This window comes from Aliivibrio sp. S2TY2 (assembly GCF_028765525.1).
In the GTDB taxonomy this organism is placed as follows: Bacteria; Pseudomonadota; Gammaproteobacteria; order Enterobacterales; family Vibrionaceae; genus Aliivibrio; species Aliivibrio finisterrensis_A.
Genome location: NZ_JARACS010000012.1, coordinates 19,015 through 33,074, shown reverse-complemented (window position 1 = coordinate 33,074; position 14,060 = coordinate 19,015). Strand labels below are relative to the sequence as shown.

The following is a 14,060-nucleotide window of genomic DNA, read 5'->3' as shown; positions in this document are numbered from 1 at the left end:
ATAACCTGACAAAGTACAGGGATATAGGTTTTGTAAATCTATATTCCTGTGCCTTGTTGCATTATCTATATTTAATTAAGGAGTTGGCAGTGACTGTCAGTTTTACTCATTTAGTAAATAAAGTAAAAACAGCTATTTTGGTATCCTTTGCTCTAGTACTACTTTCTGGATGCGGTGATCAACGTGAACAGGTATACCTGAATGGACCAACCATGGGTACAAGCTATAATATCAAGTTTATAGACCAAGAGGGCTTACCTACCGCTGAGGCAATTCAAACAGAAGTAGATAAAAAGTTAGAATTAGTTAATGATCAAATGTCGACTTATCGTAAAGACTCAGAGCTAAGTCGTTTTAATCAAAGTACTGCTTCTACGCCATTTACGGTATCAAAAGATACGGCAACAGTGATTAAAGAGGCGATGCGTCTTAATCAATTAACGATGGGAGCATTGGACGTTACTGTTGGACCTCTTGTTAATTTATGGGGGTTTGGACCAGAAGCTCGCCCAGAAGTTGTTCCTACAGATGAAGAATTAAGTGCTCGTCGTGCGATTGTTGGGATTCAACATCTTAATGTGACAGAAACAACGGTAACTAAAGACATCCCTGAATTATATGTAGACTTATCAACGATTGCGAAAGGTTGGGGAGTTGACGTTGTTGCTAATTACTTAGAAGAGTTAGGCATCACAAATTACATGGTTGAAGTCGGCGGTGAAATGCGTGTTAAAGGCAATAACAAAGAAAATGTTGCTTGGCGTATTGCAATAGAGAAGCCATCCGTTGATGAACGAGCAATTCAAGAAATTATAGAGCCTGGTCACCACGCAGTCGCGACTTCAGGTGATTATCGTATATACTTTGAAAAAGAGGGCGTTCGTTACTCCCATATTATCAATCCAATTACGGGTAAACCAATAGCGAATAAAGTTGTCTCAGTAACAGTGCTTGATAAATCGTCGATGACAGCTGATGGATTGGCAACTGGCCTAATGGTGTTAGGTGAAGAAAAAGGCATGGAAGTCGCAAAACAACATAATATCCCTGTTTTCATGATAGTGAAGACACAAGATGGCTTTAAAGAAATCGCATCTGAAGCCTTTAAGCCTTTTTTGAAATAAGTGAGTAGATAATGAATACTTTTCTAATTACCTTTTTTGTATTTTTAGCGGTTATTGGTGCAATGGCTATTGGCTATATTGTACAACGTAAAGTCGTTAAAGGTAGCTGTGGCGGTCTTGGTGCTGTTGGTATCGATAAGGTATGTAACTGTCCTGAACCGTGTGATGCACGTAAAAAACGTGAAGCCAAAGAAGCCATCCGAGCTGAAAAATTAGCGGCGTGGGAAAAAGATCGTATCGCATAATTTTTTCTTGATGACGAGTAATCTTTAAATGAAAACAGCACCTTTGAGTGCTGTTTTTTTATTTGGAGATCACTCATCATAATAATACCAATCTACATAAGTATTTGATCATTCTTGCTTGTTAAAATCGATTATATCAGAGTTATACTTTTTTTTTGCAAAAATTAGGTGTAATTAGATCCACTAGTTACTGTAATTTATGCCTTGCTCTAATCGATTTTTCCTACGCAATTATCTGAACAACTACTTATCCAGAATGGTATAAGTCGTGATGTAGGTATTAATTATTTGAATCTGAAATGATTCAGCGCTATCATTTAACTGTTTATTTATACAGTTGTGTTGTGTGAGCATAAATATGAAAAACTCGCAGTTAAATACTGAGAAAAAAGGTCGGAAAATAATTCATATAGATATGGATTGCTTTTACGCAGCGGTAGAAATGCGAGATAACCCATTATTACGAAATGTGCCACTGGCTGTCGGTGGGCACGAAAGGCAACGTGGTGTTCTAAGTACTTGTAATTATGAAGCAAGAAAATTTGGGATACGCTCAGCAATGCCAACGGGAAAAGCATTAAAACTGTGCCCTAATTTAGTCGTTGTACCCGGTCGAATGCAGGTATACAAAGAGGTCTCTCTTCATATTCACCGTATCTTTAAGCGCTATACAGATAAAATTGAACCCCTTTCATTAGATGAAGCCTATTTGGATGTAAGTGATTGCTCACTATTACACGGCTCAGCCACACTTATAGCTGAACAAATCAGAAAAGATATTTTTAATGAGTTGCAACTGACTGCTTCTGCAGGGATTGCACCACTTAAGTTTTTAGCTAAAATTGCTTCCGATCTTAATAAACCCAACGGGCAATATGTTATTACTCCAGATAAAGTAATGAGTGAAATAAAGGGATTACCGTTAGAGAAAATTCCCGGTGTTGGTAAGGTGAGTTTAGAGCGGCTACACCAATTTGGTTTATATACGTGCAATGATGTGCAACGATGCGAACAGCGAGAGTTATTGTTAAGGTTTGGAAAAATGGGGGCTTCACTTTGGAAGCGTTCGCATGGGATTGATGAGAGAGAAGTTATTACTGAACGGAATCGAAAATCAGTAGGAGTAGAGAGAACGTTTACTCATAATATTCACTCTTTTGAAGAGTGTTGGTCGGTGATTCAGACTAAATTATACCCAGAGCTAGAAAAACGTTTACTTAAAGCGAATGGTTCTTTAGGTATTGCTAAGCAAGGGATTAAAATTAAATTTGCTGATTTTCAACAAACAACAATTGAGCATGTTCATTCCAGTCTTACCTTAGCATTTTTTGAAGAGTTACTTATCGAAGTGTTAGAAAGGCAAAAGAATCGAGAAATTAGACTGATAGGAGTAAGTGTTATGCTTAAAGATAGAGAGGTTTTTCAGCAATTAAGTTTGATTTAAGAACGTGCTGTAATAATAATGATACTTATGTTTTCAAAATGAGACCCGGTCGTGCGCGATAGGTTTTTATTTCTAGCGCTATTGTTATAAGTGTTTTAGCTGTATGTAATATAAGCTATTTTTTGTAGAGCTGATAAAATAAGCAATATATAATCTCGTTTCAAAATTTATAAGATAATTATTATATAGAAACGGTTGTTTATGAAGTTTACAAAATGTGCATTGGCGTTAAGCTTGGTTTTTCCAGCAGTAGCGAATTCAGCTCCTTTACTTTCTTTAGATACGTTAACGAATCAAGAGAAAATTCAACAAACCAATGCATGGTTAGAGATTGATACAAAGGCTTTTCAACATAATATTGATACACTAAAACAGACCTTATCAGAAGGGACTAAAGTGTGTGCAATTATGAAAGCAGATGCTTATGGTAATGGCATTGAAGGCCTAATGGCATCAGTGATTGATCGCAACGTTGAATGCATCGGTATTACTAGTAATGAAGAAGCGCGTATTGTTCGAGCTAAAGGCTTCGAAGGCGAAATCATGCGTGTACGCGCTGCAACACCAAATGAAATTCAATCAGGTCTAGAATACCAAATTGAAGAGTTAATTGGTTCAAGTGAGCAAGCTAATACCATTGCTAAATTAGCAAAAAAAAATAATACTATTATTCCAGTACACTTAGCTCTAAATGCTGGTGGTATGGGGCGTAATGGTTTAGATCTGTCTCAGTTACAAGGTAAAAAAGAAGCGTTAAATATTGCCTTTAATGGTCATGTTAATATCGTCGGCATTATGACTCACTTCCCAAATGAGTCAGTTGAAGAGATCCGTACAAAGCTGAACTTATTCAAACAAGAAAGCCAATGGTTGATTGATGAAGCTCAGTTAAATCGTGAAAATATCACTCTACACGTAGCAAACTCTTACACTACAATTAACCTGCCAGAAGCACATTTAGATATGGTTCGTCCTGGTGGCCTACTTTATGGTGATATGCCAAGTAATCCAGAGTACCAGCGCATTGTTCGCTTTAAAACCTCTGTGGCATCTTTAAATTACTTACCAAAAGGCAGCACTATTGGCTACAGCAGTACTTATGTATTGGGACGTGATTCTATTCTAGCTAACCTACCATTAGGCTATTCTGATGGTTACGTACGCTCTATTGGTAATAATGGTTACGTATTAATTAATGGCCAGAAAGCAAATGTAGTGGGTGTGACGTCTATGAATACCACTATGGTAGATGTTACCGATATTGCTGATGTTCAACCAGGTGATGAAGTAGTTCTTTTTGGCTCTCAAAATGAAGAGACGATTGAAACTAAAGAAATGGAAGCATTTAGCAGCCGTAGTATGCCTGAGCTATATGTTATCTGGGGTGCAACCAACCCGAAAGTATATTTATAATATCTGCTCTATTGGTACAAACAAAAACGGTCAGCATATGCTGACCGTTTTTTTATTAACAAGTAATAGAATTATTTCTTAGGGATATTTTCTAAGATAGCTACCATTTGCTCCCAATAAAGAGCAACGGTGTCAATTTTCACTTTCTCATCTGGAGAGTGAGGGAACTTGATTGTTGGACCAAATGAAATCATATCCATTTCTGGGTAAGGCTTCTTAAATAGACCACATTCAAGACCTGCGTGAATAACCATAATATTTGGTTTATTTCCGTAAATACCTTCATAAACATCACGGAAAACATGCATGATTTCAGAGTCAGCATCAGGTTTCCAACCAGGGTAAGTCCCTGAGAAAGTAACTTGTGCGCTAGCCAGTTCTGCAACAGATGAAAGCATACCTTCAACCATGCTACGCCCTGAATCCATCAGAGAACGGATAAGGCATAGAATAGTAATAGAACTTTCGTCAGTGGTAATAACGCCAACATTTAAAGACGTTTCTACAACACCTTCAATATCATCACTCATACGGATGACGCCGTTTGGACATGCATTAAGAGTAGCAATAAAGCGTGCTTGAGTTACTGACGTTAATGTATTTTCAGTAGATACTGCTTCATTGAATGTAACAATATCTGTTTCAACACGGCCTAATTCTTCTTTTAATAACTCAGTATAAAAAGTGAATAATTCAGCTAGTTTCGCTTCGTTTTCAGCGGGTACGGCTACTGTTGCAAATGCTTCGCGAGGAATAGCATTACGTAAGCTACCACCACGGAATTCTACAAGACGTAAATCAAGTTCAGCAGCGTGTCCAGCAAGGAAGCGACCTAATAATTTGTTTGCATTACCACGGCCAGTGTGAATATCACAACCTGAATGACCGCCTTTTAAGCCTTTTAGTGTAATTTGACGAGTTACATAACCACTAGGTAATGCTTCACGCTCGATATTCAATTTGATTGAACCATCAGCGCCGCCAGCACAGCCCATGTAGATCTCGCCTTCTTGCTCTGAGTCAGTATTTAAAAGGATATCGCCTTCTAACCAACCAGCTTCTAGACCGAAAGCGCCAGTCATTCCCGCTTCTTCATCAATAGTAAGTAAGACTTCTAATGGACCATGTTTAAGCTCTTTTGAAGCAAGCACAGCCAAGCAAGAAGCCATACCCATACCATTATCAGCACCAAGAGTAGTTCCTTTAGCGGTTACCCACTCACCATCAATGTAAGGTTGAATCGGATCTTTTGTAAAGTCATGGTCGGTATCTTCATTCTTCTGTGGAACCATGTCGATATGCGCTTGAAGTACAACCCCTTTACGATCTTCCATGCCTGCGGTTGCTGGCTTTTTAATGAATACATTGCCAGTTGGATCACGACGTACATCTAAACCTTCACTTGTTGCCCATTCAATAATGTATTGAGCGAGCGCTTCTTCATGCTTAGAAGGGTGAGGGATAGAACAAATTTTATCGAAAAACTGCCAAAGTGGTTGAGGGGTTAGTTGACTGATCTCAGACACAAGGATCTCCTTTTGAAAGCATTATTTATTTAGAAATGCTCTATTCATTTGAGTTATTGGTTGTTAATTAAAACAAGTATACCTATGAATTTAGCTAATTACTCTGTTTGATATTGCAAATACATTATCAGAAGTCATGAAGAAAGTACGAGAAATAGAGTGTTTTTTTAATAGCAAAAATTAAAGTAATAAAATTACATAACGTTCGATACTAAAGAGAGGATTAATTTAATAAGTGTGAACTGTGTCATGTTTTTGTTGTAATTAAATTTCATGGTGGTATAGTTAACTCATCTGCTGTTACAGCAAGAAATAAATGCTCAAAGGATGAGTCCGATTTATCGCCTCCAAGGAACCGAGATCAATTTTAATGTTAAAAACTATCAATTGATAAGGTGATGTTATGTTTTGTTTAAGTTCTTCAAGTTTCTGGAATCAACGCTCTGTTTATACAAGTCAATTCGTATACCCAGCTTGCTTTGGTTACTAATAAAACTTCGGTTTTATACAGTAAAGTAATACCCCTATAATTGGAATTCAATTAACCCCATTAAGGGTGACTTAATTCTCCGCCAGCCAAATCATTTGGGTGGCGTTTTTTTTATCTAAATTTTCTGCTTAAATCCCTTCAAAACCCTCATCTCTATTTTAAGATACTGACTTTAAATAAAAAAAATTAATTATTAGATCAAGGCATTCACTTTATTTACTATTTACATAGTAAAAGGGTAACTATCGCTAGAAATTCCTATAATTCCTCTTTATAATCCTCAGCCAATCGATTACGCAAACGTTTAGATTGCAATAAAAACTTTAGGGATTACTCAAATGCTTGAGAAACTATTTAAACTGAAAGAAAACGGTACGAATGTTCGTACTGAGATTATTGCAGGGTTAACCACCTTCCTAACTATGGCTTATGTTATTTTTGTTAATCCAGCTATTTTAGCTGATGCCGGTATGGATAAAGGTGCAGTATTTGTTGCAACTTGTATTGCTGCTGCAATCGGTTGTTTTATTATGGGATTTGTTGCTAATTTCCCAATTGCGCAAGCTCCAGGAATGGGACTAAACGCTTTCTTTACTTATACCGTTGTTTTAGGTATGGGGCATACATGGCAGGTTGCATTAGCGGCTGTATTTATGTCTGGTGTTCTATTTATATTATTAAGCTTGTTTAAAATTAGAGAATTGATTATTAATTCAATCCCTCTTTCTTTACGAACGGGCATCTCTGCGGGTATTGGTTTATTCCTGGCTTTTATTGCATTAAAAAACTCAGGTATCGTTGTTGATAATCCAGCAACTTTAGTTTCAATGGGAGCTATTAACGGTTTTCCTGCTGCAATGGGGGCATTGGCTTTCTTTTTAACGATTGCATTGGTTCATCGTGGTTATAAAGCTGCTGTAATGATCGCTATTTTAGCGGTTACTGCTCTTTCATTACTTTTCGGTGATGTTCAATACGCAGGCATTATGTCAATGCCACCAAGTATCGCACCAACATTTTTACAATTAGACTTTTCTAGTGCGTTTGAATTGAGCATGTTGACTGTTGTTTTTGCTTTCTTGTTTGTTGATTTATTTGATACAGCAGGGACTTTAGTTGGCGTGTCTCAGAAAGCGGGCATCATGGATAAAGATGGAAATATCCCTCGTTTAAATAAAGCATTATTAGCTGACTCAACAGCGACTTCTGTTGGTGCTTTATTAGGTACATCAAATACAACATCTTATATTGAAAGTGTTTCTGGTGTTGCTGCTGGGGGGCGTACTGGCTTAACTGCTGTTGTTGTTGGTGTATTATTTCTTCTTGCATTATTTTTCTCACCTTTAGCAGGTATGGTTCCAGCTTATGCAACTGCTGGAGCATTGTTTTATGTAGCAATTTTAATGATGTCAGGTCTTGTGAGTATTGATTGGCGAGATCTTACTGAAGCAGCCCCTGTTGTTGTGGTATGCTTACTAATGCCTTTAACCTTCTCTATTGCTGATGGCATTTCTTTAGGCTTTATCTCTTATGCGGCAATTAAATTGCTAAGTGGTAAAGGTCGTGATGTTCACATCAGTGTTTGGGTTCTTGCTGCACTATTCACGCTGAAATTTATTTTTACGGCATAGTCTGTTGTCTATGCTTTTTAGAGGTTTTGTCTATTATGGCTAACAAATTTGTAATCACTTGGGACAACATGCAGATGTATACTCGCCAGCTTGCTGAGCAGTTACTTCCTGCGGAACAATGGAAAGGTATTTTGGCTGTGAGCCGTGGTGGTTTAGTTCCTGCTGCTATCTTAGCTCGTGAGTTAAATATCCGTTATGTTGATACAGTATGTATCTCAAGCTATGACCATGATCATCAGCGTGACATGACAGTGGTTAAAGCAATGGAAGGTGACGGTGAAGGCTTTATCATCATTGATGATCTTGTTGACAGCGGTGATACAGCGGTTAAATTACGTGAAATGTATCCTAAAGGTAAACTAGTAACTGTATGTGCTAAGCCTGCAGGAATTCACTTAGTGGATACTTACATTGTAGATATCCCACAAGATACGTGGATTGAACAACCATGGGATATGGCGGTAACATACGTTGATCCTATTGCGAAAAAATAATCGCAAGTTAATTGATTAATGGTCCTTAAATAGGGCCATTTTTTTGCCTTGAATTTGATTTTATTACACTCTACGTATTTCTTATTTCTCTTTCAGTATATAGTAATGGCTATGAACCTTTGTATTAGTGGTAGTTGATATATGACTCAGCCTGAAAGTGAAAACCTCTCCGTTAAATTATTTAAAAATAATAAACAAGCCTTAGAAACCTCAGGCCTTGTTCCTTATCTTCCAAGCAGTGCAGAGCAGATATCTTCTAATATTCATGATCGTCGTTGGTATAGAGAGCTGCGTCGACCTCAATGGATTTGGCAAGGTGTAGAGCCGATTGAGTTAGAATTACTGCTTGCTCGAATTGCGAATAGTGATAAACATAGAACTCGTGATGAATGGTTAGATACAGTCAGTGGCTATCACTCTGGTAATTGGGCTTATGAGTGGATTCATGCAGGAATGGATCACCAAAAAAGAGCAGCCGATCTGAAAGGAGATGAAGCCGCTGAGGAACTCTTTAAAGCCAGTCTTTATTTTAGCATTGCCGGATATCCGCATATAAAAGGGGATAATCTTGCAACTCAGGCTCAGGTTCTTGCCAATCAAGCGTATGAGATGGCAGCAAAAGAATCGTCTCATCGAGTAGAGAAAATATTGGTTCCTTATCAGGGACGAAAAATCACCTGTTATTTGCACTTACCAAGCACAGAAAAGCCTTTACCTGTCGTTATCGTTAGCGGTGGTATGGACTCATTACAAACGGATATGTGGCGTTTGTACCGTGATTTCCTAGCTCCAAACAATATCGCAATGTTAACGCTGGACATGCCATCGATTGGCCATAGTTCTCATTGGCCTTTGACTGAGGATTCGAGTTGCTTGCATCAGGCTGTGCTTAACCATTTACCAAACATTCCATGGGTGGATCGCTTTCATGCTGCGGTGATGGGCTTTCGATTTGGTGGGAATGTAGCCTTACGCCTTTCTTTTCTAGAACCAAGCAGATTGAAGGCTTGTGTCGCATTGGGTGCTCCAATTCATCATATTTTATCTGATTCAGCATCTTTGAAAAAAATGCCTAAGATGTATTTGGATGTATTAGCCTCTCGCTTAGTTAAACAAGTTGTTGATATCAATAGCCTCACAAGTCAAATGCAGGCTTGGTCATTAAAGAATCAAGGTTTTTTATCTGGAGGAAGAAAAACACCAGTATCGATCCTTTCGATTGGATTACAAGGTGATCCTGTTTCACCAAAGTCGGATAACAAGTTGGCATCTTTATTTAGCCAGTATGGCAAAGGGATTGAATTAAAAAGTAAGACCTTGCATAGTGGCTACGAAGAGGCACTAAATCAGATGATTGAGTGGATAAAAGAAGAGATGAAGCAATAATCTGACTTTTTATCCATCTTATTAAAGTGAAATGTTATTAAATGCTATTTTAGGCTTGTACTGTTCTGATTTGCTTGCTAAAAGTAGTTACAGTTATTCCAATTATATTACGATGATTATCGTCGTAATAATCACATCATTTATTAAGTAAAATAGGTAGTAGGGAATTGAATACACAATCTCAAACCATAGTCGTTAAACTTGGTACAAGTGTACTCACAGGTGGCACATTAAAATTAGACAGAGCACACATGGTTGAGTTAGTTCGCCAATGTGTTCAGCTAAAAAAAGCGGGCCATCAGGTTATTGTTGTTACATCTGGGGCTATTGCCGCTGGCCGTGAGCATCTTAACTACCCCGAGCTACCCAAAACCATGGCCAATAAGCAGCTACTGGCTGCTGTTGGTCAAAGTTGCTTAATTCAAGCATGGCAGAGTTTATTTGGTATTTATGGTGTTGATGTCGGTCAAATGCTACTTACCCGCGCAGATTTAGATGACCGTGAGCGTTATTTAAATGCACGAGATATGCTAACTGCGCTACTTAAAAATAACATTGTGCCTATTGTTAACGAAAACGACGCAGTAGCAACCAATGAAATTAAAGTGGGTGATAACGATAACCTTTCTGCGTTAGTGGGTATTTTAGCTGGTGCAGATAAATTACTATTATTAACAGATCAATCAGGTTTGTTTACTGCTGACCCACGTAAAGATCCAAAAGCAGAACTGATTAAAGAAGTTCATACTATCGATGAAACACTGCGTAAGATTGCTGGTGGCAGTGGTACCACGTTAGGTACTGGTGGTATGGCAACTAAGCTACAAGCGGCTGATGTGGCACGTCGAGCAGGCATTGAAGTAATTATCGCAGCGGGTAGTGCAGAAAATGTAATTACCGATGTTGTGAACTCTAAGCCTCAAGGTACGAAATTCTTACCGGTAGAGTGTGCTTTAGAAAGCCGTAAACGTTGGATCTTGGCTGGGCCTCCATCAAAAGGCAGTATTGTTATTGATGATGGCGCGGTAAATGCGGTTCAGCAAAAAGGCAGTAGTTTATTAAGTAAAGGTATTACTGAGGTTTCTGGTCACTTTATTCGTGGTGGCGTAGCCAAAATTGTTAATACAAAAGGCGAATTAATTGCTCGTGGTATTTCACGTTATTCGAGTGATGATTTGACTAAGATTTTAGGAAAACACAGTCAGGATATTTACGCAGTATTAGGCTACGAATATGGCCCTGTAGCTATCCATCGTGATGATTTAGTACTGATTTAGTAAAAGGATATATTGTGAATTTAACAACTATGGGTCAAGCAGCAAAAGCCGCTGCATTTGACTTGGCTGTTGCTCCAACAGCACAAAAGAACAAGGCGCTTGCCATTATTGCAGATGAACTAGAAGCAAATAAAGACGCTATATTAGTTGCTAACGCAAAAGACATTAAAGCTGCTGTTGAAGCGGGTATTTCAGATGCAATGCAAGATCGTCTATTACTCACTGAAGAGCGTTTAGTTGGTATTGCTAATGATGTACGTAATGTTATTAGTTTAAACGATCCTGTTGGCAGTGAAATTGACAGTAAAGTCCTTGAAAATGGGATGTCATTATCTCGTCGTCGTGTGCCAATTGGGGTTATCGGTGTTATCTATGAAGCACGCCCAAATGTAACGATTGATATCGCTTCTTTGTGTTTAAAAACAGGTAATGCCAGTATTTTACGTGGTGGTAAAGAGACTTTCTTCTCCAATATGGAGTTAGTTAAGGTTATCCAAGTTGCTTTAGAAAAAGCAGGGTTACCAGCTGCATCTGTTCAATACATTGAAAAACCAGACCGAGAGTTAGTATCACAGCTTCTAACGATGGATGATTATGTTGATATGATTATTCCACGTGGTGGGGCTGGTTTACACAAAATGTGTAAAGAAAACAGCTCTATTCCTGTGATTATCGGTGGATTTGGTATTAGCCATGCGTTTGTTGATGAAAGCGCGGATTTAGAAAGAGCCTTAGTAGTTGTTGATAATTCAAAAGCTCAACGTCCATCTGCGTGTAATGCGTTAGATACGCTATTGGTTCATGAGGCGGTAGCACCACAGTTTTTAGCACTACTTGCCGATAACATGGCAGGCCGTGTTGAGTTAGTTGCAGAGCCTAAAGCGTACGCATTATTAAAAGATTTTGAAGGCGTATCATTACGTGAAGCGCAAGAAGGTGATTTTGATACAGAATGGCTTAGCTACACATTAGGCGTTAAAGTGGTTGCAGATGTTAATGAAGCAGCAGCACATATGCAAAAGCATAACGCGAGCCATTCAGATACCATCTTAACTAACAACATTGAATCCGCTGAGAAGTTTATTAATACGGCTGGATCTGCTGCGGTATACGTAAATGCATCAACACGCTTTACTGATGGTGCTCAGTTTGGTTTAGGTGCAGAAGTAGCGGTATCAACTCAGAAGCTTCACGCACGTGGCCCTATGGGCTTAGAAGAGCTAACAAGCTATAAATGGGTTGGTAAAGCAGATTACTTAATCCGCTCTTAGCTATAGCTCTAAAGTATCTATAAACAAAAAAGGTTGACGTCAAAACGTCAACCTTTTTTTATAACTGAACTCTGAACTCTGAACTCTGAACTCTGAACTCTACTTAACTTCTTCGCCTTTAGCTTGAAGATCAGCATGGTAAGAAGAGCGAACAAAAGGTCCACAAGCAGCGTGAGTAAATCCAAGCTCTAGTGCGATTTCTTTTAACTCATCAAACTCAGCTGGTGGAACGTAGCGCTCAACAGGTAAGTGGTGGCGACTTGGTGCTAAGTATTGACCTAATGTCAGCATTGTTACACCATGAGCTCGTAAATCTTTTAAGACTTCAATGATCTCTTCTTTGGTTTCGCCTAATCCCATCATCACACCAGATTTTGTCGGAACTTCAGGGTGTTGTTCTTTGAATTTCTTCAATAGATCAAGAGACCATTGGTAGTTCGCGCCTGGGCGAACTTTACGATAAAGGCGAGGAGCCGTTTCTAAGTTATGGTTGAAAACATCTGGTGGGTTATCGATCATTGCTTCTAATGCACGATCCATACGACCACGGAAATCAGGTACTAAGGTTTCAATTCGGATTTCAGGATTTAGCTCACGGATTTCACGGTTACAATCTGCAAAGTGTTGTGCACCACCATCACGCAAATCATCACGGTCAACTGAAGTAATAACCACATACTTCAACTTCATATCTTGTATTGTTTTTGCTAATTTTTTTGGTTCTTCAGCTTCAGGGGCCACAGGGCGACCATGGGCAACATCACAGAAAGGACAACGGCGAGTACAAATAGCACCTAAGATCATAAAGGTCGCAGTACCGTGGTTAAAACATTCTGCTAAGTTAGGGCAAGACGCTTCTTCACAAACAGAATGAAGATTGTTTTTACGCATTGCAGATTTAATCTCATCAATACGTTTACTGCTTGATGGCAGTTTGATCTTCATCCAATCTGGTTTACGTAATACTTCTGTTTTTTCTGTTGGCATATTTTTAACTGGAATTAGAGCCATTTTATCGGCATCGCGGTATTTCACGCCTTTTTCCATTTGAATTGGCTTACTCATGATCGCTGCTTTCCGTTAAGTACTCGATATCTGTGTAATCAAGTAATGTTGTTAATTCTTTAATCAGTAGAGGATGAACATCTTCAACGTGTTCTGCTTTATTCTCTACCTTATCATCTTCTTTTAATAAGTCGTGCAGTTGTGCCATTTCCATTCCAGCATAACCACAAGGGTTAATACGAAGGAAAGGAGACAGGTCCATATTTACATTTAGTGCTAATCCATGGAATGAACACCCTTTTCGAATGCGTAATCCAAGTGAGCATATCTTTTTATTATCAACATACACGCCCGGAGCATCAGGTCGTGCTGCAGACACTACACCAAATTGTTGTAGCGTATTTATTACCGTATTTTCAATATGCGTTACTAATTCACGAACGCCTGTGTTTTTACGGCGTAAGTTGATCAGAACATAAGCAACTAGTTGACCTGGTCCATGGTAGGTGACTTGTCCACCACGATCACTTTTTACTATTGGAATGTCTCCAGCAGCAAGTACGTGCTCTTCTTTACCAGCTTGTCCTTGAGTAAATACAGGGTTATGTTCTACCAACCACACTTCGTCGCATGTATTTTCATCACGCTCATCAGTAAAAGTATGCATTGCTTTCCATACCGGTTCATAATCTTGTCGGCCAAGGTTTTTAACAACGAGACGCTTGTTCAATAGGATCACACTTGATTTGAAAAT

General features: G+C 38.6%; 12 protein-coding genes. 9 read left to right on the top strand and 3 right to left on the bottom strand.

Annotated features, from left to right (window positions below):
- The first annotated feature begins 134 nt into the window (after positions 1-134).
- The 4 genes from PVK63_RS15920 to alr all read left to right on the top strand — a co-directional run bounded on the left by PVK63_RS15920 (position 135) and on the right by alr (position 4,226).
- Positions 135-1,124, top strand: coding sequence for an FAD:protein FMN transferase (locus PVK63_RS15920; protein WP_423734716.1), 990 nt, complete (start codon positions 135-137; stop codon positions 1,122-1,124).
- 11 nt (positions 1,125-1,135) lie between these two features.
- Positions 1,136-1,369, top strand: a complete 234-nt coding sequence (gene nqrM, locus PVK63_RS15915; protein WP_130044761.1) for a (Na+)-NQR maturation NqrM — start codon at positions 1,136-1,138, stop codon at positions 1,367-1,369.
- 358 nt (positions 1,370-1,727) lie between these two features.
- The gene (dinB, locus tag PVK63_RS15910) at positions 1,728-2,813 is read left to right on the top strand and encodes a DNA polymerase IV (protein WP_130088239.1); all 1,086 of its coding nucleotides are present in this window, start codon (positions 1,728-1,730) and stop codon (positions 2,811-2,813) included.
- A gap of 201 nt (positions 2,814-3,014) precedes the next feature.
- Positions 3,015-4,226, top strand: coding sequence for an alanine racemase (gene alr, locus PVK63_RS15905; RefSeq protein WP_130088240.1), 1,212 nt, complete (start codon positions 3,015-3,017; stop codon positions 4,224-4,226).
- Between the two features lie 71 nt (positions 4,227-4,297).
- On the opposite strand, the gene PVK63_RS15900 is transcribed toward alr, so the two are convergent.
- Positions 4,298-5,752 (bottom strand): aminoacyl-histidine dipeptidase, encoded by a 1,455-nt coding sequence (locus tag PVK63_RS15900; protein WP_130088241.1) that lies wholly within the window; start codon positions 5,750-5,752, stop codon positions 4,298-4,300.
- An 828-nt stretch (positions 5,753-6,580) separates the two neighbouring features.
- On the opposite strand from PVK63_RS15900, the gene PVK63_RS15895 reads away from it, so the two are divergent.
- From PVK63_RS15895 to PVK63_RS15875, 5 genes are all read left to right on the top strand, one after another.
- Positions 6,581-7,873, top strand: a complete 1,293-nt coding sequence (locus tag PVK63_RS15895; protein WP_130044765.1) for an NCS2 family permease — start codon at positions 6,581-6,583, stop codon at positions 7,871-7,873.
- A gap of 35 nt (positions 7,874-7,908) precedes the next feature.
- Positions 7,909-8,367, top strand: a complete 459-nt coding sequence (gene gpt / locus PVK63_RS15890) for a xanthine phosphoribosyltransferase (protein WP_130044766.1) — start codon at positions 7,909-7,911, stop codon at positions 8,365-8,367.
- Positions 8,368-8,508: 141 nt separating this feature from the next.
- The gene (gene frsA, locus PVK63_RS15885) at positions 8,509-9,753 is read left to right on the top strand and encodes an esterase FrsA (RefSeq protein ID WP_130088242.1); all 1,245 of its coding nucleotides are present in this window, start codon (positions 8,509-8,511) and stop codon (positions 9,751-9,753) included.
- A gap of 167 nt (positions 9,754-9,920) precedes the next feature.
- A complete protein-coding gene (proB, locus tag PVK63_RS15880; RefSeq protein ID WP_130044768.1) occupies positions 9,921-11,030 on the top strand; it encodes a glutamate 5-kinase in 1,110 nt (369 codons plus the stop codon).
- A 14-nt stretch (positions 11,031-11,044) separates the two neighbouring features.
- Positions 11,045-12,301, top strand: a complete 1,257-nt coding sequence (locus PVK63_RS15875) for a glutamate-5-semialdehyde dehydrogenase (RefSeq protein ID WP_165366863.1) — start codon at positions 11,045-11,047, stop codon at positions 12,299-12,301.
- Positions 12,302-12,400: 99 nt separating this feature from the next.
- Here the strand turns inward: PVK63_RS15875 and lipA are convergent, their stop codons facing one another.
- The gene (lipA, locus tag PVK63_RS15870) at positions 12,401-13,366 is read right to left on the bottom strand and encodes a lipoyl synthase (RefSeq protein ID WP_130044769.1); all 966 of its coding nucleotides are present in this window, start codon (positions 13,364-13,366) and stop codon (positions 12,401-12,403) included.
- On the bottom strand, positions 13,359-14,045 hold the full coding sequence (gene lipB, locus PVK63_RS15865; protein ID WP_207215693.1) for a lipoyl(octanoyl) transferase LipB: 687 nt from the start codon (positions 14,043-14,045) through the stop codon (positions 13,359-13,361). Before lipB ends, lipA begins: the two co-directional genes overlap by 8 nt.
- Between the last annotated feature and the right edge of the window lie 15 nt (positions 14,046-14,060).

Excerpts from the sequence above, each read along its gene's own strand:
- nqrM (WP_130044761.1), top strand. The coding sequence starts at position 1,136 with ATGAATACTTTTCTAATTACCTTTTTTGTATTTTTAGCGGTTATTGGT.
- dinB (WP_130088239.1), top strand. The coding sequence starts at position 1,728 with ATGAAAAACTCGCAGTTAAATACTGAGAAAAAAGGTCGGAAAATAATT.
- lipA (WP_130044769.1), bottom strand. The coding sequence starts at position 13,366 with ATGAGTAAGCCAATTCAAATGGAAAAAGGCGTGAAATACCGCGATGCC.
- PVK63_RS15895 (WP_130044765.1), top strand. The coding sequence starts at position 6,581 with ATGCTTGAGAAACTATTTAAACTGAAAGAAAACGGTACGAATGTTCGT.
- gpt (WP_130044766.1), top strand. The coding sequence starts at position 7,909 with ATGGCTAACAAATTTGTAATCACTTGGGACAACATGCAGATGTATACT.
- frsA (WP_130088242.1), top strand. The coding sequence starts at position 8,509 with ATGACTCAGCCTGAAAGTGAAAACCTCTCCGTTAAATTATTTAAAAAT.
- alr (WP_130088240.1), top strand. The coding sequence starts at position 3,015 with ATGAAGTTTACAAAATGTGCATTGGCGTTAAGCTTGGTTTTTCCAGCA.